The following is a 20,397-nucleotide window of genomic DNA, read 5'->3' on the forward strand; positions in this document are numbered from 1 at the left end:
CGCGCTGGGTGGTGCATGCTGGCGCGCGCGCAGGTGCACGAGAGCCGGCGTCGTGCGGGCTCACGGCGGTGTGCTTCGCGCTGTCACGAAAATGTCATGCACGCGACTATAGCGCGGTCGGCTGGGGCGATGAAAGGGATTTGTCGGAGCTATGCGGCGACGGTGGGCGCGGGGGGCGGGAATCGAGGGTGGTGGGGTGGTAGGGCGGTTCGTGCGAGCAACATCCGCTTGTGGTGCGCTGCGTCATTCATCCGATTGAGCGACGTGGCGAGATGCGGGCGCGGTGGCATTTTTGTCTGCGTGGCTGCTCGCGCTTTGCGAATGGCGCGCACGCGTGCGCGGCCGGATGCGCGATGCGACTGATCGATACGATCTGAAGAAACGCCTTCGACAGGACCGGACTACGCAGAATTGCGGATCACGGCGGAACGTTCGCGGCGTCGGTGCTGTCGCGCGCGAACGATGCGAACGATGCGAACGATGCGATGCGCAATCGCACCTCGCCCGCGATCGTCAGTCAGGACGCAGCGGCCGCATCGACTTCGGTCGCTTCGGTCGGCGTATCAAGAAAGCGCATGCGCTACCCACGTCGCATAACGGCGTACCCGCGAACGCAAATCAGGACGCAGCCGCCGCGGCAATTTTGTCCGCTTCGGCAGGCGTATTGAGAAAGCGCATGCGCCGCCAGTGCCGCAACGCACGCGCCCGCAACCGCAACTCAGGACGCAGCCGCCGCCGCAACTTCGGCCGCTTCGGTCAGCGCATCGAGAAAGCGCGTGCGCCACCAGTGCACATCGGTCTTGCGCACGATCGCCATCAGCGCGTTGTGGCGCTGGCGGCGCTCGTCGAGCGGCATCGTGAGTGCGCGTTGAATCGCCTGCGCGGTGCCCTGCGTGTCGTACGGATTGACGAGCAGCGCGGGCTTCAGTTGCTCGGCTGCGCCGGCGAAGCGCGACAGCACGAGCACGCCGGGATCAGCCTCGTCCTGCGCGGCAAGAAACTCCTTCGCGACCAGGTTCATCCCGTCTCGCAGCGGCGTAACGAGCGCGACACGGCTTGCGCGATAGAGGCCGGGCAAGCGCTTGCGCGCAACGGTCCGATGAATGTAGCGCATCGGCATCCACTCGAGCTCGCCGTAGTCGCCGTTGATCGCACCGCACAGACTGTCCATCTCGCGCCGCAGGTCGTCGTAGGCGCCGAGATCCTCGCGGCTCGGCGCGGCGATCTGGATCAGCGTCGCGCGGTCGCGATTCTCCGGATACTGTTCGAGCAACTGACGGAACGCATGCACGCGTTGCGGCAGGCCCTTCGTGTAATCGAGACGATCGACGCCGACGAGCAATTGACGGCGCGAATATTCATCGCGCATCCGCTCGAACATGTCGATGCCGTCGCGATTCTCCGCCAGCGCCGCGAATTCGTCGACGTTGATGCCGATCGGAAACGCGCCGGCCGACAGCGTGCGGCCGAACGCACGCAGGCGACCGTCGGGCAGACGCGCGGCGCCGGCCTCGGCCTCGACGTAGTGCTCGAAGTGCAGCAGATCGGATTCGGTCTGAAAGCCGACGAGGTCGTACGCAAACAGCGCGCGCATCAGCCATTCGTGCTCCGGAATCGCGGCCATGATCGGCGGCGGCGGCATCGGAATATGCAGGAAGAAGCCGATCGGATTCGTGCAGCCCATCGCGCGCAGTTCGGCGGCGAGCGGAATCAGTTGATAGTCGTGAACCCAGATGGTGTCGTCCGGCCGCAGCAGCGTGCTGAGCTTGCGCGCGAACAGCTGGTTCACGCGTCGGTAGCCGTCGGCGAAGCGGCGGTCGAACTGCGCGAGATCGAGCCGGTAGTGGAACACCGGCCATAGCACGTTGTTCGAGTAGCCGAGATAGTACGCGTCGTAATCCTGCGGATCGAGATCGATCGTCGCGAGCTGGATCCCGCCGACGTTCTGGATCTGCACGTCGTCGCCCTGCGCGGGTCGCTCGCCCTCGCTGCGCAGCCTGCCGCTCCAGCCGAACCAGACGCCGCCCGATTCCTGCAGGCTGTCTTTCACGGCTACGGCAAGGCCGCCGGCGGCGGCTTTACGGGGATCTGCAATGCGATTGGATACGACGACGAGTCGGCTCACCAGCTCTCCTGCGAATGGTTGGGGAAGGTTCGTGCGGCCAGGGCGCGAGGCGGACGCCGCCACCGACGCGAGGCGCGATGGGGCCGCGGTACGATCGGCAGGGAATCAGGGGCTGCGATTCGCCGTCCGAACGTGGAGTGCTTTTTAAGCATACTCGTCATTCGCCTGATTTAAAAGTGCGCGTCCGGGTTGAACGGAATGGCGCGCGGTCGCAATATGCGTCGTGTGCCGTATCGCATCTTCGGGAATAAAAATTGCGCATCGAGCCGATAAAAACGCGCAAGCGCTGTTCGTGCGTCGCTGAATCGCGACCGCGATTGAGCCGATGGCCGGCGGCACGTTGCGCTCGGTTGCGCAGCGGTCGACGCATCCCTGCGCGATCACTACCCCGCGCTCATACGTGCAGGTTGCATACGCGTCGTCCGCACGAACAAGTTGCGCGAGCAACGGTTTGCAGAAGTCGTCGATATCGGCGCTCGCTTCGGCTTGCTTGCCGGTCCGTGCGCGAGTTCGACGATGTCGCGCGCGACGGATTCGTAGCCGGCCGCGCTCCACACGATCTCGGCGACGCGTTCACGTGCGCGATCGGTCGTGTCAGGCGCGCTCGCCATCGTGTCCTTCAGTTGGCGAGTTGATCCTGCGGATGCTAGTGCGCCTGTCGGACTTCGGTCAGCTCGAGCCCGCTGTCGGTGGTGTGTGTCCGGACCTCGTGACCACGCACTCAGTGCGCGAGACGCGCGAACGCGCAGTTTCCCGCCGCCGACCGGCCCGCGACCTGCGTCGCGGACCGGTCGGCAGTCAGAACGTCAGAACGTCAGAACGTCAGAACGTCAGAACGTCAGAACGTCAGAACGTCAGAACGTCAGAACGTCGTACGCAGGCCGGCCATCACGCTGCGGCCGCCTTGCGGCGCGAAGCCGCGCACGACGGACGTAGCGTAGCGGATTTCCTGGTTCGTCAGGTTATCGCCGCGCAGGAACGCGAGCCAGTGCGTCGCGCCGACGCGGAACTTGTAGCTCAGCAGCACGCCGAGCGACGTGTAGCCGTCCGTCGGGAAGTCGTTGTCGGGCACGCGATGCTGCGCCCACGCACGCGTGACCTGTGCGCGTGCGCCGAACGGGCCGTAGCCGTAGTCGGCGGCGAGCGTCGCGCGCAGCGGTGCGATGCGCGGCAGCGGCTGGCCTGTGTCGACGTTGCGCGCGTGCGTGTAGTCGGCGGTGAGTTCCAGGTCGATCGTGTGGCCGCGCTGCGCGAACGCGCGCCACTTGCCGTCGAGCTCGACGCCATAGAACTCCGCGCGCACGCCGCGGTAGATCGCCTCGTCGAGCGCATCGGCGGTGCCGGGCGCGACCGGGTCGCCGTGGTCGTCGACGATCCGGCCCGTGTTGTACTCGGCCAGGTAGTTGGAGAAGCGGTTGTAGAACACCGCGACGCTGCCGCGGTTCGGGCCGCTCGCATAACGCAGCGACAGGTCGGTCGATACGGCCTTTTCCTTCGACGCGTTCGGGTTGCCGATCAGGAACTGCCCGGTCGCATCGTGCGGGCCGTTCGAGTAGAGCTCGTAGAAGGTCGGGGCGCGTTCCGTGTACGCGACGTTTGCCGCGACAGACCACACGGGCGTCAGCGACAGCAATGCGCCGGCCGACACGCTGCCGGCGTTGAAGTCGCGCGCTCGCGCGTCGGCGAACTTCGCGATCCCGGCCGGATCGGGATCGACCTGCACGTGCTCGAACCGTCCGCCGACGCTCAGCTTCAGCGCCGGGTCGACCTGCCATTCCTCGAGGCCGAACAGCGCGACGCTGTTGGTGCGCGTCGACGGCACGAGCATTTCGTCGCCGAGCGCGGAGAACGTGTTCTGGCCGAACTGCACGCCGAGTGCGCCTTCGAACGGGCCGATGCGCCGGTGCCGCGCTTCGATGCGCGCCTCGTAGCCGCGGTTGCGGAACACGGTCGCGGTTTCGCCGTCGTCGACCTCCTTGTGCCGATAGTCGGTGTATGCGAAGTCGAATTTCAGCTTCGTGAACGGGCCGTCGAGATTGCGCATCTCGGACGCGAACGCGACGCGCTCCTGGCGCATCCGCAGGCGGACGCCGTCCTCCGCGACCGAACCGTAGTTCGATTCGTAGCCGCTGTACGACAGGCCGGCGAAACCGTCGGCCCACGTGTACGCGCTGCCGACCGCGCCGCCGTGCACGCGGCCGTCGCTGTTCGGAACGCTTCCGTAGGGTTGCGGCGTGTCGGCGTCGTCCGTCGAGCGCAGTGCGCTGCTGCGCGCATAGCCGGGAATCCGCAGCTTGCCGGCCTCGCGATCGAACGCGTCGACGTGAAACGCGAAGTGGCCGTTGCCGGCTTCGACCTGGGCGGCGCCGGCGCGCACTGCGTTCGCGCCGCCGTAGCGCGCGTCGAGCGCGCCCGTCACGCCTTCGATCGCTTCGCGCGGAATGCGGTTGTCGATCGTATTGACCACGCCGCCGACCGCATTACCGCCGTACAGCAGCGCGGCCGGCCCGCGCACGATCTCGATGCGCTCGATCGACAGCGGGTCCTCCGGCACCGCATGGTCGTACGACAGCGACGACGCATCGTAGGCGGCGACGCCGTTCTGCAGCAGCCGGATCCGGTCGCCGTCCAAGCCGCGGATGATCGGCCGGCCGACCATCGGCCCGTAAGTCGTGGTCGACACGCCGGGCAGGCCGTCGAGCGTTTCCCCAAGCGAATCGGCCTGGCGGCGCGTGAGCGCGTCGCCGCTCAACTGCGTGGTGGCGGCGATCGGGTCGGTGTCGCCGAGCGGGTTCGCGGTCACGAATATCGGCGCCAGCGGCGCGGGCGGCGACGTGGCAGGCGGGTCGGCCGCATGGGCGGGCGTGACGGCGGCGAACAGCATCAGAGAGACGGGCTGAAGCCGGCGAAGCGGTAGACGGCGAAGGTCGCGCATGATCGGTGAAGACATTGGAAGTTGTGTAGAAATCGGATCGGAATGTCAGCCCGGCGAGCACACATCGAAACGATATATTGTTGCATCGTGCACGCGCACCGACCCGCTGCGGATCCGATCCGGCGGCGCCCGGCCGTGTCGATAACGCACCATGACGACGGACAAGCATCGAAGATGATACGTTATATCATTTCTGATTCAAACCGGGACGATGCCGCCCATGCGCCGACGTACCGCTTCATCGGCGACGCCGGCCAACGGCCCGAGGCGGTGCGGCGAGCGTGCGCACGGCCGCGCTGCACACGACGGCGCGCTGCGAACCGGCCGCAATCGCGTGCGTTTCCCGTAGCGTTGATACGTATCAAGTCGTTGCGGTCTCGAGCCCGGATACTGGCCCGGTCATCGACCAGACAGGAGCAAGGCATGACCCAAACCATGAAAGCGGCCGTCGTTCACGCATTCGGCGAACCGTTGCGTATCGAGGAAGTCCCGGTGCCGACGCCCGGCCCCGGCCAGATTCTCGTCAACATCAAGGCGACGGGCGTCTGCCATACCGACCTGCACGCCGCCGACGGCGACTGGCCCGTGAAGCCGACGCTGCCGTTCATTCCCGGCCACGAAGGGGTCGGCATCGTCGCGGCGGTCGGCGCGGGCGTCACGCATGTGCGCGAAGGCGATCGCGTCGGCGTGCCGTGGCTGTACACCGCGTGCGGCCATTGCGAGTACTGCCACACGGGCTGGGAAACGCTGTGCCACGGACAGGAGAACACGGGCTACTCGGTCAACGGTAGCTACGCGGAATACGTGCTGGCCGATCCGAACTACGTCGGCCATCTGCCGGCGCAGGTCGCCTTCGACGAGATCGCGCCGATCCTGTGCGCGGGCGTGACGGTCTACAAGGGCATTCGCGTCACCGATACGCGTCCGGGCCAGTGGCTCGCGATTTCCGGCATCGGCGGCCTCGGCCACGTGGCCGTGCAGTACGCGCGGGCGATGGGCCTGCACGTCGCGGCCATCGACGTGTCGCCGGCGAAGCTCGAGCTCGCGCGGCAGCTGGGCGCGGAGCTGACGATCGACGCATCGGTCGACGATCCGGCGAAGGTCATCCAGAAGGAAATCGGCGGTGCGCACGGCGTGCTGGTCACGGCCGTATCGCGCAGCGCGTTCGCGCAGGCGCTCGGGATGGTCCGGCGCGGCGGCACGGTCGCGCTCAACGGCTTGCCGCCGGGCGATTTTCCGCTGCCGATCTTCTCGACCGTGCTGAACGGCATCACGGTGCGCGGCTCGATCGTCGGCACGCGCCGCGATCTGCAGGAGTCGCTCGATTTCGCTGCGGACGGCCTCGTGCGCGCGCATATCCATCGCGACCGGCTCGGCAACATCAACGACATCTTCACCCGTTTGCGCGAAGGGAAGATCGACGGGCGCATCGTGCTGACCGACATGCAGTGACGCGCCAGCGTCGTATGCGCAGCCGCGACGCGCGAAACGTCGCGGCTGCGCTGCGCTTACGTGCGCATCACGGCGCGAAGAACACGTCGGTGCGGTTCGTCAGGTTGCCCGCGTTGGTCTGCACGAACAGCGGGTGGAACGACGAAGACGGCAGCACGTCGAGCCCTTGGTAGTCGCCGATGAAAAAGCCTTCCGCGTTCGGCGCGAGCTTCATGTCGAACGGACCGCCGACGCGCCGCTCGTCGGCGAACGTCGCACCGCCGTCGTGCGAGATCTTGCGCCAGAATCCGGTCGGCAGCGTCGTCGTGTTGCCGGCCGCGAGGTCGCGGAAGTCGTAGTAGGTGACCATCACCGCCCCGGCGCTGTCGACCCGCACCGACGGATTGAACGCCGCACGCCCGGTCGGCGTGTTCACCTGCAGCGGCGCGCTCCAGCTCGCGCCGCCATCCTTCGACGTCGATAGCGCGATCTCGTCGTAGTTGCCGCCGTTGAATCGACCGTCCTGCCAGACGACGTAGATCTGTCCGGACGCGGCATCGATCGCGGGCTCCGGAATGATGTCGCCGGTGCGCACCGGTTCGCCGGTGTTCGGGTCGGTCACGCCGGCCGTCTGCAGCGCGGCGATCACCTGCGGCTTGCTCCACGTCGCGCCGTCGTCGCTCGACTTGATGAACGCGACCTTGCCGGCCGCCTTGTTGAACGGCGGCTGGATCAGATCGAAGAAGTCGTACAGCGTGCCCGTCTTCGGATCGACGACGATCTGGTTGCCGATCGTCTGCTGGCGCGACGGCACGTCGACGATCACCTTCGCCGCGCTCCAGGTCTTGCCGCCATCGGTCGTCTTCGAGAAGAACGTCGGCCCGCGGTACGCCTGCGTGTGCAGGTTCGCATACGGGTTGCCGTTGGGCAGCTCGAGGCGGTCCCACACCGCATACGCGGTGCCGGCCTTCACCGGGTTCGCGGTGACCGATTCCTTGTCGTTGAAGAACTGCGTCGTCGGTTCGTCGTTCGCGATCAGCACGGCCGGGCGGCTCCACGTTTGCCCGCCATCGGCCGACACGGACGCCGCGACCGCGTTGCTGTTGTTCGACTGATTGAACGAGATCGACACGGAGTACGCGGTGCCGTCCGGCCCGAACGACACCCACGGATCGGACGCGCGCTCGTACTTCAATCCGCCCGGCGCGCAGGCGCTGAACGGTTGCGGCGTGCGCGCCCAGGTCGAGCCGCCGTCGAACGTGTAGCCGGCGACGAGCCCGTGCGCGCCGCCGTTCGACCAGCGGTCCTGTTGCCATACCGCGATCATGTTGGTCGGATTCGCGGGGTTCACCGACAGCCAGGGCTCGACCTCGGCGTTCACGTAGTTCGTGCCCGGGCCGCCGATCGTGCAGGCCGCGAACGGGCTGGGCCCCGACACGACGACCGGGTCGGCATGGGCCGCGGTCGCGACGGCGGCCATCGCCAGCGCGCCGGAGAGTCGGCTAAATCGGCTGAGTCGAGTCAGGCGGGTGAGGCGGGTGACGGGCGAGTGGAACTCGATCTGGCGTCGCATGGACTGCTCCTCGTTGAGGTGCGGCAGCGATGGCATGGCGAGCCGACACGAACCGGCGCACGGCAACGGATGCCGTGCACGAGACGGATCGGGCGATCAGGAAGCCGCTTCGGTCATCGCAAGCCGCAGGTGCTGGATCCCGCCAGCACGTCGGTGAGACTCCGCTTCGTTTTCATTGCTTTTCGTTGCTTGGTCGGCGCCTACGACGAATGCATCGAAGTGGAATGGAATGTAGGTGATCCGTATGCGGCGCGGGGGGCAATTTTTTGTAACAGAGCGTAGCCGGAAAGCGTTGCCGAAACGGCTCGCGCAGGCGCGCAAAATTTTCCTTCGAAAAACTTCGGAAGCCGAATCGAAGCGCGAATTGGAATCGCTATCGATTACGTGCGGAACGCGGTGCACGCAGCCGATGCGGCGCGCCGCGCCGGCAGTCAACGCTCGGCCGGAAAGCGCTGCTGCAAGGCGTTCAGCCAGCGCGCGACGACGTCGAGTTCGTCGTCGGAGAAGCCGTCGCACAGCTTGCCGTTCAGCTCGCGCAGCAACACGCGCGCGCGCTTGAGCGCCGCATGACCTTCGTCGGTGAGGAACAGACGCGTTGCGCGCCCATCGTCCGAATCGGCGTGGCGCGTGAGCAGGCCGGCCTTCGCCATCCGGTCGGCGAGCCCCGTCATCGCGGACGGCGCGAGTTGCAGCGCCGCACCGACTTCGCCGATCAGCGCGCCGTCCTGCTTCGCGAGAAAGAACAGCACGCCGGCCTGCGCGGCGCTCGCGCGCGCGTCGGTCTCGGCCTTGCGGTCGACCCAGCGCTGTACGCGCCGCTGGCCGATGTTCAACAGAAAAAACAGTCGTCGATGTTCGCTCAAGTTCGGTTCCCGGCTGCGATGGAAAGGGATGGGCGGTCGGCGTCGCGGCGCGCGTCGAGCGCCTGCGCGAGCCAGTTGGCGACGCCCGGCCACAGCACGGCGCCCGGCCGGCTGCGGAAGAAGCCCATGTGCCCGACCGGGCCGGTGCCCGCCGCGTGCGGATCGATCTGCCGGCGTTCGACGGCCGCTCCGGTCAGGTAGCTTACCAGCAGGTCGATGGCGCGCCGATTGGCCCACGGATCGTCGTCGAAGCCGACCGCGAGAATCGGCAGCCGCTGTTTCGAAAAGCGCTCGGCCGCGCCGAGCGTCGGATCGTCGAAGAAGTAGTGCGGCAGCGCGGTCCAGCGGCTCCATTCGCGGAACACGCCGGCCGGCAGATCCTCGCCGAGCCCGAGCCGTTTGCCCGGCACGTAGCCGAGCAGCGCCGACGCGAGCGGGCCGAGCACGTGCAGGATCAGGCGCACCTTCAGGCGTTCGGCCGCACTTTCGATCAACCGCGTGCTGCCCGCGTGGGCGGCGACCAGCACGGCGGCGCGCAGATGCGCGGTGCCGGCCGACAGGCCGACCGCGTGGCCGCCGACGCTGTGCCCGACCGCCAGCAGCGGCACTGCGCGGTGCGTGTCGCGCGCCCATGCGATGGCCGCGCCGACGTCGAGTTCGATCCAGTCGCGCATGCGGGCCTGCAGCTTGTTGAGCCGCGCGGGCCGCGATGCGCCGATCCCGCGATAGTCGTAGGTCAGCGCCGCGAAGCCGCGCGTCGTCAGAAAGCGTGCGAAGCCGGCGTACAAGCGCTCGGGCACGGCGGTCGCCGGGTGGATCAGCACCAGCGCGCGCGGCGGCGCGTCCGGCGACCAGAGCGTGCCGCGCAGCGCATAGCCGTCGGCGGCGGAAAACGCGATGGATTCCGATGTCATGTCCGTCCTCGTTCAGAAATGTGCTTCGCATGCGAAATATAGTTCTCGGCGTATTTCGCGTACGAAATATCTGTCGAGGATGTCCTCGAACGGCTTTCCCGTGGCGCGTTGCAACATCGGCATGCGCGCCGTCCTGCCATCGAAGATTTGCGCCTTTCGATAGCAGAATATTGCGTTTGTTCGATGCCGGCGATCGACGTATCGTCGACGGTTTCATGGCGTGCGCCGTGTGCTTCGTTCGATGCGCCATCCCGCGCTGCTGCGATGCGCACGCCAGTCAACTACCGGAGGAAATCACGTTGTCGAGCCGAATCGTCACCGCGCTGCTGCTCGCGCTCGCCGCGCAGCCGGGCATCGCGAAAGACACCGTCACGCTGCGCGTCGGTGAACAGAATTACTTCAACATCCAGGCGTCGATGGAAGCGTCCGGCGTGCTGAAGGACGTGCGTTACGCGATCGAGTGGAAGCACTTCCAGGCCGCCGCGCCGGTCGCCGAAAGCCTGAGCGGCAATGCGATCGACGTCGGCTTCCTCGGCGATTCCGCGCTGCTGACGCTGGCCGCACGCGGCGCGCCGGTGAAAGTGGTGGCGGTGTCGCGGCAGAGCCTCGACGGCGTCGCGATCCTCGTACCGAAGAATTCGCCCGTGCGCACGGTGGCCGACCTGCAGGGCAAAACCATTGCGGTGTGGCGCGGTGCGTGGAGCCAGCAACTGGTGCTGCGCGCACTCGAACACGCGGGCCTGCGGATGGATTCCGTCAAGTACGCATACCTGATGCCGATCGACGCGACCAATGCGCTCGCGAACGGCTCGGTTGACGCCGTGTCGTTATGGGAGCCGTTCGTCAGCACGCTCGCGCTGCGGCAGGGCGCGCGGCCGGTGACGACCGCGCAGGGGCTGATGCCCGCGCTCAGCTTCGTCGCCGCGAACGATGAGGCCGCAGCCGGCAAACGCGCGGAGATCACCGATTTCCTGAAGCGCGTCGCGGCGGCGCGCCAGTGGGTCGACAGTCATCCGCGCGAATACGCGCAGCTGTGGGCGAAGCGTGCGCAGCTCGAGCCGGACGTCGCGTATCGCTGGCTCGGCAACGCGCACCAGCGCGTGGGCCCCGTCGACGACGCTGCCGCGAAGGACGCGCAGAATACCGCCGACTTCCTGCACAAGGCCGGCGTGATCCCGGTTGCCTACGACACGACGAAACTGCTCGACCGCTCGTATGCGGGCGCGTTTGCGGCCGCCGCGCAACAGACGGCTGCCGCGCGGTGACGATGTCGCCGCGACCGGCGATCACCCGTGAACGGCGCCAGCGCAGCGCCGCGTGCGCATCGATCTCATCGTGATGGTTCGTGCGCATTCGCCGCGCATCGCGATCTGCGTGGCAGTGCGCACGCGCCTGAAGCCGCCGGCAGCGCGGCTCGACGGTATGCCGATCAAGCGCACGAGCCGATCGATCGAATTTCGCGGAAGACGCGCAACCCGAACCGCGCCACGTTACCCGCGCTGCCGGTAGCACGCGACGGCAGCCCCACCGCCGTATCGAATCAAAACGACGGCAGCCCCGGCGGATTCGTTTCCGCGCGCGCGAGCGCCTCGCTCTGCAATCCCCAGCGTGCCAGCGCCTGGCCGTAGCGGCCGTTGTCGATCAGCGTGTTGGTCGCGAGCGTCAGCGCCGGCGCCAGCCCGCTGCCGCGGCGCGTCGCGATCGCGACGTCCGCCTTCACCGGCCATCCCGCGTTCACGACACCCACTCGACGGATCTTGCCGTCACGCGCGGCCTCGTACGCGAGCGACGCATTCGGATTCAGTTCGGCGTCGGCGCGACCGGACAGCAGCGCGACGCGCGCTGCCGCATCGTCGTCGAAATAGAGCGGCTCGGTCGCCTTCAGCCCTTGTGCGACATTGCGCCGGCTCCATTCGAGCAGGATGCGCTCCTGGCTCGTTCCCGCGCCGGTGATCACGCGCAGGCCCGCAATGTCCTTCGGTTCGGCGATCCTCGCGATCGGGCTCGCGCTGCGCACGTAGAACCCGTGCAGTCCGAGCCGGTAGGTCGTGAAGTCGAACTTCTCCTTGCGCTTCTCGGTCACGCCCACGTTCGAGATCACGGCGTCGTACTTGCCGGACGCGAGCCCGAGCGGCCAGTCGGCCCATGCGATCGGTACGAGCAGCAGCGCGCGGCCCAGTGCATCGGCGACGAGCTGCGCATAATCCGGATCGGCGCCGACCACCGTGCGTGCGTCGGTCGCATAGGTCGACACGGGCGGCGCGTGCGGCGCGATCGCGACGGTGAATGCGCCGTCGCGCACCCAGCGATAGTTGCCGGCCGCGCGGATCGCGGCGGCGTCGCGCGCGGCGCGGATGCGGCCGGCCTGGCGCGGGTCGAGGTCGGCCGTCGCGGCTTCGGCGAATACGGCGTGCGAGCGCAGGCTCGCGACGGCGGCCAGCGCGGCGGTGATGAACAGGCGTCGGTCGGTCATCGGTGCAGGCCTCGCAGCGGAAGGGCGGCGCGCATCACAGGACGCGCGCCAGGAACGCACGCGTGCGCGGATGCGCCGGCGCATCGAGGACGACTGCGGGCGGCCCCGACTCGACGATGCGTCCGCGCTCCATGAACAGCACGTTGTCGGCGACTTCGCGTGCGAAGCCGATCTCGTGCGTGACGATCACGAGCGTCGTGCCGGAGCGCGCGAGTTCCTTGATCACGTCGAGGACTTCGTTGACGAGTTCGGGATCGAGCGCCGACGTGGGCTCATCGAACAGCAGCACCTTCGGACGCAGCGCGAGCGCCCGCGCGATCGCGACGCGCTGCTGCTGACCGCCGGACAGCTGGCGCGGATACGCATCGGCCTTGTCGGCGAGGCCCACGCGTGCCAGCAACGCGCGCGCGGTGCGCTCGGCCGCATCGTGCGCGACGCCGCCGACGGCGACCGGCGCCTCGATCAGGTTCTCCAGCACGGTCAGATGCGGGAACAGATTGAAGTTCTGGAACACCATGCCGACCGCCGTGCGGCGCTTCAGCACGTCGCGCTCGTTGAGCTCGTACAGCACGTCGCCTTCACGTCGATAGCCGATCAGCTCGCCGTCGATGTCGATGAAGCCGTCGTCGACACGTTCGAGATGATTGATCGTGCGCAGCAGCGTGGACTTGCCGGAGCCGGACGGCCCGACGATCACCGTCACGCTGCCGCGCGGCGCGACGAACGACACGTTGTCGAGCACGCGCTGCGTCCCGTACTGCTTCGACACGTTGTGCACGGCCACGTCGCCGCCGACGAGCGGCGGCGCAACGGCTGCAGCGTCGCCGACGGCAACCGCGCGCGCGGTCGCGTTGCGTGCCGCGGTACGCCGCCACAGCGCGCGGGCGAGCGCCAGCACGAAGGTCAACGCCGACGGCGGCGGATTGCGCAGCGCGCCGCGCGCATAGTGGCGTTCGACCTGCACCTGGATCGCGGACAGCACGGTCAGGATGATCAGATACCAGACGGTCGCGACCATCAGCAGCGGGATCACGTCGAGGTTGCGGCGATAGATCACCTGCACCGTATAGAACAGCTCGGGCATCGCGAGCACGTACACCATCGACGTGCCCTTGGCGAGCGTGATCAGATCGTTGAACGCCGTCGGCAGAATCGCGCGCATCGCCTGCGGCAACACGATCCGCGTGGTCTGACGGCCGCGCGGCAGCCCGAGCGCGGCGGCCGCTTCGAGCTGGCCCTGATCGACCGCAAGGATGCCGCCGCGGATCACTTCGGCGGAAAACGCCGCGTGATTCAGCGTGAGGCCGAGGACGGCCGCGAAGAACGGGGAGATCAGGTCGGTGGTCGGTGTGTCGAACCAGACGATGTCGGTGAACGGCACGCCGAGCCGCACGTGCTCGTACAGATAGCCGAGGTTGTTGAGGATCAGCAGCAGCACGATCAGCGGAATCGAACGGAACAGCCACACGAACGTCCACGCGCTCGCGGCGAGCAGGCGCGAGCGTGACAGCCGCGCGAGCGCGACCAGTGCGCCGAGCGCGAAGCCGAACACCGCACCGAGCACGGTCAGCACGAGCGTGCGCGCGAGCCCCGACAGCACCGGCGGCGACAGGAACCACTCGGCGAACACCGGCCAGCCCCATTGCGGATTGCCGAGGATCGAATATAGCGCCAGCGCGATCAGCACGAGCGCGAGCATGGTGCCGGCCAGGCGCGACCGGTGCCGCGCCGGCACGATGCGAAGACGCGCGTGCGCGCCTTGCGCGTCCGGGGAAGGCAGCGGCGCCAGCGCGCCGCCGAGATGGGTCGTGTCGCTCATGTCGGTGAGAGTCCTCGATCGGGTCGTCGGTGGTAAGCGCCGCGCTCGACGCGGCGGCGCAGCGGCGTCATGCGTGCGCTTCGGCCGCGTCGCTCTGCTGCTGCACGGCGTCGCGCGGCGCGTAACGGCTCGCCTTGCGCGGCAGGCCGAGGTGATCGCGCAGCGTGCTGCCCGGCAGGTCGCGGCTGTAGCGGCCGCGCGCCTCGAGGATCGGAATCACGAGGTCGACGAAGTCGTCGACGCCCTGTGCCTGCACCGGGAAGCCGAGGATGAAACCGTCGCCGGCCCCGGCGTCGTGCCAGCGGATCAACTCGTCGGCGACGTGCTCGGCGGTGCCGATGAAGTTCGGCCGCGGCGTCGCGACGGCGAGCGCCGTCTCGCGCAGCGTGAGGTTTTTGCGCTTCGCGTCGGCCTTGATGCGGTCGGTGGTCGAGCGGAAGCTGTTGCGGCCGATCTCGCCGAGTTCGGGGAATGGCGCATCGAGCGCGTACTGCGTAAAGTCGTGGTGATCGAAGTAGCGGCCCAGATACGCGAGCGCCTCGTCGATCGTCAGCAGCGCACGGATCGCCTGGTATTTGTCTTCGGCTTCGGCCGCGGTGCGTCCGACGATCGGGCCCACGCCGGGGAACACCTTCACGTCGCCCGGCTGGCGCCCGTGCTCGACCGCGCTTTGCTTCACGCGGCGCGTGAATGCGGCGGTTTCGTCGAGCGACGGCGAATGCGTGAACACCGCGTCCGCATACTTGCCGGCGAGCCCGATGCCGGTGTCGGACGAGCCGGCCTGAAAAATCACCGGCTGCCCCTGCGGCGAGCGCTGGATGTTCAGCGGGCCGGCGACCTGAAAGAAGCGGCCGTGATGGTCGAGCGTGTGGAGCTTGTCGCGATCGAAGAAGCGGCCGCTCGTGCGATCGCGCACGAACGCGTCGTCGTCCCAGCTATCCCACAGCCCCTGCACGACCTCGAGATATTCATCGGCGATCTCGTAGCGCAACGCATGCTCGGGATGCACCTTGCCGAAATTCTTCGCCGTGCCTTCGAGCGGCGTCGTCACGACGTTCCAGCCCGCGCGGCCGCCGCTGATCGCATCGAGCGACGCGAGCTGGCGCGCGACCGTGAACGGCTCGCTGTACGACGTGGAGATCGTGCCCGCGAGCCCGATCTTCTTCGTCGCGACCGCGAGCGCCGACAGCACGGTCAGCGGCTCGAAGCGGTTCAGGAAATGCGGGATCGACTTCTCGTTGATGTAGAGGCCGTCGGCGACGAACGCGAATGCGATGCCGGCGGCCTCCGCCTTGCGCGCGATGCCGATCGCGAAGTCCAGGTTGATGCTCGCGTCCGGCGGATTGCTCGGATGCCGCCACGCGTTCATGTGGCGGCCTGCGCCTTGCAGCATCAGGCCGAAGGGGATCGATCGTCGGGTCGTCATGGGCGTGTCACGCGTTGTGGTCGGGGGAAGGGGCGCGTTCGGCCGCGACGGCCGGTTGCGCGCGGCTGATCGACTGCGCACCGCCCAGCCATTCGGTCGACGCGAGCCGCGCGGCGTAATCGGTCACCGGCGAGTCGATCACGAACGCATCGACGTCGAGCCGGCGGCTGAGCGCGTCGAGCGCGCGATGGATGCGCTCGGGCGTATCGGCCAGCACGGTCGGGCGCAGTTCGTCGATCCGGTAATCGGACGCGCCGCTTTGCCGCGCGAATTCGGCGGCGGCTTGTGCGCTCGCGAGGTTGAAGCTCGAGCCGCCGGCGAATTGCAGCTTGAAGATCCTGAGCGCGCCGATCAGTCGTTCCGCTTCGTCGCGGGTCGCGGCGGCGACCGCGTACAGCGCGACGAGCGGTCGCGTGCCGCCCGCATCGCGGTATGCGGCGAGCGAGCGTTCGAGGTTCGCGTCGTCGCCGTTGAAGTGGCCGGCGTAGCAGAAGCGCCAGCCATGGCGGGCGGCGAGCGCGCCGCTGTCGGGCGAGCCGCCGAGCAGGATGCGTTCGGGCGCGTGCGGCGGCACCGGCAGCGCGACCGCGCCGGCGAGCGGATGATCTTCGGCGACACCCCAGCCGAGGAATGCGTCGAGCGTCGCGAGCCGTGTCGCGAAGTCGGGTTTGCGCGCGTGGTCGTGGCCCCATTGGAGCGCGCGCGTCGTCAGCGGCAGCCCGCCCGGCGCCTTGCCGATGCCGAGATCGACGCGGCCCGGCCCGAGCGCGGCGAGCAGCTTGAACGTCTCGGCGACCTTGAACGGGCTGTAGTGCTGCAGCATCACGCCGCCCGAACCAACGCGGATGCGCGACGTATGCGCCAGCAGATGCGCGACGACGATCTCGGGCGCGGAACTCGCGAGGCCCGGCGCGCCGTGATGCTCGGCGACCCAGAAGCGCTCGTAGCCGAGTTGTTCGGCGCGCTGCGCGAGCGTCGTCGTGAAGCGCAGTGCGTCGGCCGCGCTCGCGCCGTCGGCGATCGGACTCTTGTCCAGCAAGGAAAGCGAATATGACATGGGCGTTCTCGCGGGGGCGTCAGGGAAGGGGCCGCTCAGCTCTTCGGCAGGCCGGGCGGATTCGTGCGCGACTGGTCGATCGCTTCGGCCCCGAGGCTCCAGCGCTCGAGGACCTGCCGGTAGCTGCCGCTGCGAATCAGCCCGTTGAGCGCGACGGTCAGCGGATCGGCGAGGCCGCTGCCGCGGCGCGTCGCGATCGCGATGTCGGCGGTGCGCGGCCAGCCGCCGCTGATCGCCCCGACCGCGCGCGTCTTGCCCTGCTGCGCGCTCTGGTAGGCGAGCACGGAGTTCACGCTGAACACGGCATCCGCGCGGCCCGACTGTACGGCGACGATGCGCATCGCCTGGTCGTCGTAGTACTGGACCTGCACGGGCTTCAGGCCATGCGCGACGTTCTCGCGGTCCCACGCGAGCAGGATCTTTTCCTGGTTGGTGCCGGCGTCGGTCACGATGCGCAGCCCGGCGACGTCCTTCGGCTCGCGGATCGACTGGATCTTGCTGTCGTTGCGCACGTAGAAGCCGACCTGGTCCTTGCGGTAGGTCGAGAAATCGAACTTCTGCTTGCGCTCCTCGGTGACGGTCACGTTCGAGATCACCGCGTCGACTTTCCCGGATTCGAGCGCGAGCGGCCAGTCGGCCCACGCGAGCGGGACGATCTTCAGCTTGCGGCCGAGACTGTCGGACACGAGCTGGCCGATGTCCGCGTCGAAGCCGATCACCGTGCGCGCGTCGGTCGCGTAGGTACTGATCGGCGGCAGGCTCGGCGCGATGCCGATCGTCAGCGTGCCGGCCTCGGCGAACTTGAACGTCGGCGGCACCGCGAGTTGTACGGCCGCATCGGCCGTGCCGCGCGGGCGGCCGTGCTGCTCGGGGCTCAGGTCGAAGGTCGCGGCCGCCGCGGCGATCGCGGTCGCGCCGATCAGCGCGGCCGCCAGCGTGCGCACGGCGCGCGGCGTGAAAGGAACGGCTCGTTGCATGAATGCATCCTGGAGTTGACGGTTTTTCTGGGATGGAGTCGGAAACGCTTGCGACGACGCAGCGCGTTCAGCGCGGTAAGGCCGGTTCGGGCAGCGGCGCCCACAGGTCGGCGAGCGTCGACGTGCGCGACGGATCGACGAGGTCCTTGCCGAAGCGCAGATGGAAGTACGCTTCGGGGTCGATCGACGCATCGAACAGCCGCGTATAGCCGGCGCGGTCGTACAGCGCCCACGCCTCGGGTTGGCGAAAGCCGGTGGTGAGGTAGACGCGCCGATAGCCCTGCCGCGCGGCGCGCTGTTCGAGCGCGTCGACGATCGCGCGTGCGAGCCCCTGGCGGCGCAGGTCCGCGCGCGTCCAGATGCGTTTGAGCTCGGCGGTCTGCGCGTCGTAGCGCTTGAATGCGCCGCCGCCGATCGTCTCGCCGTCGCGCAGCAGCAGCACGAACGCGCCGTCGGGCGGCGCGAACAGATCGGCCGGGTAGCGCGCGAGTTCGTCGCGCGCGGCCGCGCGGCTGTCGGGGCGGTACGCGTCGTAGCGCGTCGCGTATTCGTCGATCAGCGCGTCGATCAGCGGCTGAGCGCGGACGTCGAGCGGCGTCGTGTCGATGATGCGGTCGTTCGTGGCCATGGGCATCGCGAGGGGCGTGCGATGCGGACGTTCCGTTCGAAGGCCGGGCATGCGGCCCGTCCGGTCAGTGCCGTTATCGCGACGCGGTTGTCGTGATGGCGGCGGCCTCAGTGCTCAGTGCGTGCTGCGATGCATCGGGCGTGCCGCCGCCGTTCCGAACACGTTAGCGGTGCGGCGCGCAAAGGCGAACGAAGCAATTTCGATAAGGATTTCGCGGCGCAAGTCAAAAGGCTTGCAGCGGGCATGGGGTGTGCGTGTTGCGCGGCCGTGATCGCTCGGCCTGCATGTGATGCAGATGCAGGCGGCCCACGCGTCGGTTGTCTCGCAGCTCATGCGCATCGAACCAAGGATGGCGATCAGGCGCGCAGCGCTCAGATATTGCAGAACACGACCGCGGGCTCGGCGCCTTCGATCGCCGAAAACAGCGTCTTCAGGTGTTTGGCCGCTGCGCTCGACGGACGCTCGACCAATCCCAGCAGGTGTTCGCCCCAGAGCGTCATCCCGAGATGGCCGGCCGCGAATTCGTAATTTACCGAGCGCCATTCGGACACCGGCGTGATCGAATCGCACGACGGGCAGCGTAGCCGCGCCGACTCCGGTTCTCGGCACCACGCGTCGAGCGCCTCACCGAGTTCGTCGCTGCCGTCTGCTCCGAGCTCGATCGCCGTTCGGCAGGACGGGCAATTGACGCTGAAACCGCCGTCGTAATTCATGAACAGGCCGTGATTGTCCGCTGAAGCCACCAGTTCCGGCCGGCCCGTTGCGCCGGTCTGCCAGCCGTGACCGGTCACGTCGATCTGAATCGCCGTGATGCGTGTGACGACGGGACTGTAGGCATCGACTTTCCGCTCGGGCGAACCCCAGCCTTCGAGATCGTCCAGCCCGCGGAAGTCGGCGCGCAACGGAAAGGCGGGCGCGCCCAGCGACAACCCGCTGCGGAGCTCGGGAACGATGACGCCGCCCTCGACGAGACGTGCGTAGAGCGCACGTGCCGCGTTCGGCGCCGACGCGCGCGATATCTTCGTGTCGATCAGCGCGGTGGTCGCGTCACCCATGAGCGTGTCCCGGAAGGTTGGGCATGGCGTTGCGGTCGGCGATATGAGGGGCGGCGAACGGCGAACTAGCCGATGACCGTCGGCGGCGTCGATGCTTCGGCGAGCTGAAACAGGCAGTCGCCGCGCTGCACCTGCGCGGGCACGCGCTTGCAGACCACTTCGCCGTCGCCTTTGAAGCGATGCAGCACCGGTTCGCGCAGCGGCGTATCGGGGAAGTGCACCCACGCGGCCGGCTGGCCGGCCGTCACGCGCTCGCCGAGCTCGACGAGCGGTTCGTACAGCCCGCGCTCGTATGCATAGACGAAGTGGCGATCGCCGTCCACGCGCAGGAAGCGCGTGACGGTCGGCGGCGCATCGGGCACGAGTGCGCCGTGCAGCAGCCCGACATAGCCGAGGTAGTGCAGCAGCCCGTGGCGGCCGAGCCGGATCAGCGCCGGATCGGCCATGCCCGCCCCGCCGAGTTCGGTGACGATCGAGATCGCGCGCTGCCGGCGCGCGGCCGACGCCGAATGCACGGGGTTCGGCGCATGCAGCAGCGCGTTCGGCAGCCCGAACGCGACGAGCAGCCCGTGGAGCTTCGCCGCCTCGTCGGCATCGAGCGGATCGATGGCGAGCATGTTGCCACCCTGGTACAGCAGCGAGCTGCCGCCCGAGTGCAGATCGACGAGATACTGCGCGCGCGACAGCAGCGCATGCTCGATGTAGTCCGCGATCATCTGCGTCGGCGTGCCGGTCGGGTCGCCGGGGAAACTGCGATTCAGGTTGCCGCCGTCGAGCGGCGACACGCGCTGGCCTGCCTCGGCCGCCGGAAAGTTCGCCATCGGCAGCAGGATCAGTTGCCCGCTGACCATCTCCGGCTCGATCTCGCGGATCAGCTGCGACACGATGATCTGGCCTTCGTATTCATCGCCGTGGTTGCCGGCCATCACGAGCACGACCGGCCCTTCGCCGTTGCGGATCGACGCGATCGGAATCGGCAGCCAGCCATACGCGGAGCGATGCACGGAATGCGGCAAGCGCAGATAGCCCGCGTGCTTGCCTTGCGAATCGAGGTCGATTTCGCAATGGATCGGATTTCGGTGGGACGGGGAAGCGGTCATGGCGGCATCGTTCGATGAACG

Annotated in this window: 16 protein-coding genes; 2 read left to right on the plus strand and 14 right to left on the minus strand. The window is 68.1% G+C overall.

Going from position 1 to position 20,397, the window contains the following annotated elements:
- Positions 1-718: 718 nt before the first annotated feature.
- Positions 719-2,125 carry an alpha,alpha-trehalose-phosphate synthase (UDP-forming) gene (gene otsA, locus MYA_RS20280; RefSeq protein ID WP_014724847.1) on the minus strand — a complete coding sequence of 469 codons (1,407 nt, stop codon included), beginning with the start codon at positions 2,123-2,125 and terminating at the stop codon, positions 719-721.
- An 862-nt stretch (positions 2,126-2,987) separates the two neighbouring features.
- Positions 2,988-5,009, minus strand: a complete 2,022-nt coding sequence (locus tag MYA_RS20290; RefSeq protein WP_014724849.1) for a TonB-dependent receptor — start codon at positions 5,007-5,009, stop codon at positions 2,988-2,990.
- Between the two features lie 474 nt (positions 5,010-5,483).
- Here MYA_RS20290 and adhP point away from each other — a divergent pair, with 474 nt between their 5' ends.
- Positions 5,484-6,512 carry an alcohol dehydrogenase AdhP gene (gene adhP, locus MYA_RS20295; RefSeq protein ID WP_014724850.1) on the plus strand — a complete coding sequence of 343 codons (1,029 nt, stop codon included), beginning with the start codon at positions 5,484-5,486 and terminating at the stop codon, positions 6,510-6,512.
- Between the two features lie 67 nt (positions 6,513-6,579).
- Here adhP and MYA_RS20300 read toward each other — a convergent pair whose 3' ends face one another.
- The 4 genes from MYA_RS20300 to MYA_RS20310 form a co-directional block, all read right to left on the minus strand.
- On the minus strand, positions 6,580-8,064 hold the full coding sequence (locus MYA_RS20300; RefSeq protein ID WP_081058940.1) for a sialidase family protein: 1,485 nt from the start codon (positions 8,062-8,064) through the stop codon (positions 6,580-6,582).
- A gap of 96 nt (positions 8,065-8,160) precedes the next feature.
- Entirely contained in the window at positions 8,161-8,499 is a 339-nt protein-coding gene (locus MYA_RS31365; protein ID WP_126220858.1) for a hypothetical protein, read from the minus strand.
- Positions 8,496-8,927, minus strand: coding sequence for a MarR family winged helix-turn-helix transcriptional regulator (locus MYA_RS20305; protein WP_011882272.1), 432 nt, complete (start codon positions 8,925-8,927; stop codon positions 8,496-8,498). Before MYA_RS20305 ends, MYA_RS31365 begins: the two co-directional genes overlap by 4 nt.
- The gene (locus MYA_RS20310) at positions 8,924-9,841 is read right to left on the minus strand and encodes an alpha/beta hydrolase family protein (RefSeq protein ID WP_014724852.1); all 918 of its coding nucleotides are present in this window, start codon (positions 9,839-9,841) and stop codon (positions 8,924-8,926) included. The genes MYA_RS20305 and MYA_RS20310 overlap by 4 nt, the downstream gene beginning before the upstream one ends.
- 299 nt (positions 9,842-10,140) lie before the next feature.
- Between MYA_RS20310 and MYA_RS20315 the strand changes: the two genes are divergently transcribed.
- Positions 10,141-11,106 (plus strand): ABC transporter substrate-binding protein, encoded by a 966-nt coding sequence (locus tag MYA_RS20315; protein ID WP_041494286.1) that lies wholly within the window; start codon positions 10,141-10,143, stop codon positions 11,104-11,106.
- 275 nt (positions 11,107-11,381) lie between these two features.
- On the opposite strand, the gene MYA_RS20325 is transcribed toward MYA_RS20315, so the two are convergent.
- From MYA_RS20325 to MYA_RS20365, 8 genes are all read right to left on the minus strand, one after another.
- Positions 11,382-12,314: an ABC transporter substrate-binding protein gene (locus tag MYA_RS20325; protein WP_011882269.1), complete on the minus strand. Its 933-nt coding sequence runs from the start codon at positions 12,312-12,314 to the stop codon at positions 11,382-11,384.
- 34 nt (positions 12,315-12,348) lie between these two features.
- Positions 12,349-14,133, minus strand: a complete 1,785-nt coding sequence (locus tag MYA_RS32455) for an amino acid ABC transporter permease/ATP-binding protein (protein ID WP_014724855.1) — start codon at positions 14,131-14,133, stop codon at positions 12,349-12,351.
- Between the two features lie 67 nt (positions 14,134-14,200).
- A complete protein-coding gene (locus tag MYA_RS20340) occupies positions 14,201-15,559 on the minus strand; it encodes an LLM class flavin-dependent oxidoreductase (protein ID WP_014724856.1) in 1,359 nt (452 codons plus the stop codon).
- A gap of 7 nt (positions 15,560-15,566) precedes the next feature.
- Positions 15,567-16,616 (minus strand): LLM class flavin-dependent oxidoreductase, encoded by a 1,050-nt coding sequence (locus tag MYA_RS20345; protein WP_011882266.1) that lies wholly within the window; start codon positions 16,614-16,616, stop codon positions 15,567-15,569.
- A gap of 35 nt (positions 16,617-16,651) precedes the next feature.
- A complete protein-coding gene (locus tag MYA_RS20350; RefSeq protein ID WP_014724857.1) occupies positions 16,652-17,593 on the minus strand; it encodes an ABC transporter substrate-binding protein in 942 nt (313 codons plus the stop codon).
- 67 nt (positions 17,594-17,660) lie between these two features.
- A complete protein-coding gene (locus tag MYA_RS20355) occupies positions 17,661-18,221 on the minus strand; it encodes a GNAT family N-acetyltransferase (RefSeq protein ID WP_014724858.1) in 561 nt (186 codons plus the stop codon).
- Between the two features lie 371 nt (positions 18,222-18,592).
- Positions 18,593-19,150 (minus strand): hypothetical protein, encoded by a 558-nt coding sequence (locus MYA_RS20360; protein WP_230946391.1) that lies wholly within the window; start codon positions 19,148-19,150, stop codon positions 18,593-18,595.
- A 191-nt stretch (positions 19,151-19,341) separates the two neighbouring features.
- Positions 19,342-20,376 (minus strand): succinylglutamate desuccinylase/aspartoacylase family protein, encoded by a 1,035-nt coding sequence (locus MYA_RS20365; RefSeq protein WP_011882262.1) that lies wholly within the window; start codon positions 20,374-20,376, stop codon positions 19,342-19,344.
- Positions 20,377-20,397 lie beyond the last annotated feature (21 nt).

It is taken from the genome of Burkholderia sp. KJ006 (genome assembly GCF_000262695.1).
Taxonomy (GTDB): Bacteria; Pseudomonadota; Gammaproteobacteria; order Burkholderiales; family Burkholderiaceae; genus Burkholderia; species Burkholderia vietnamiensis.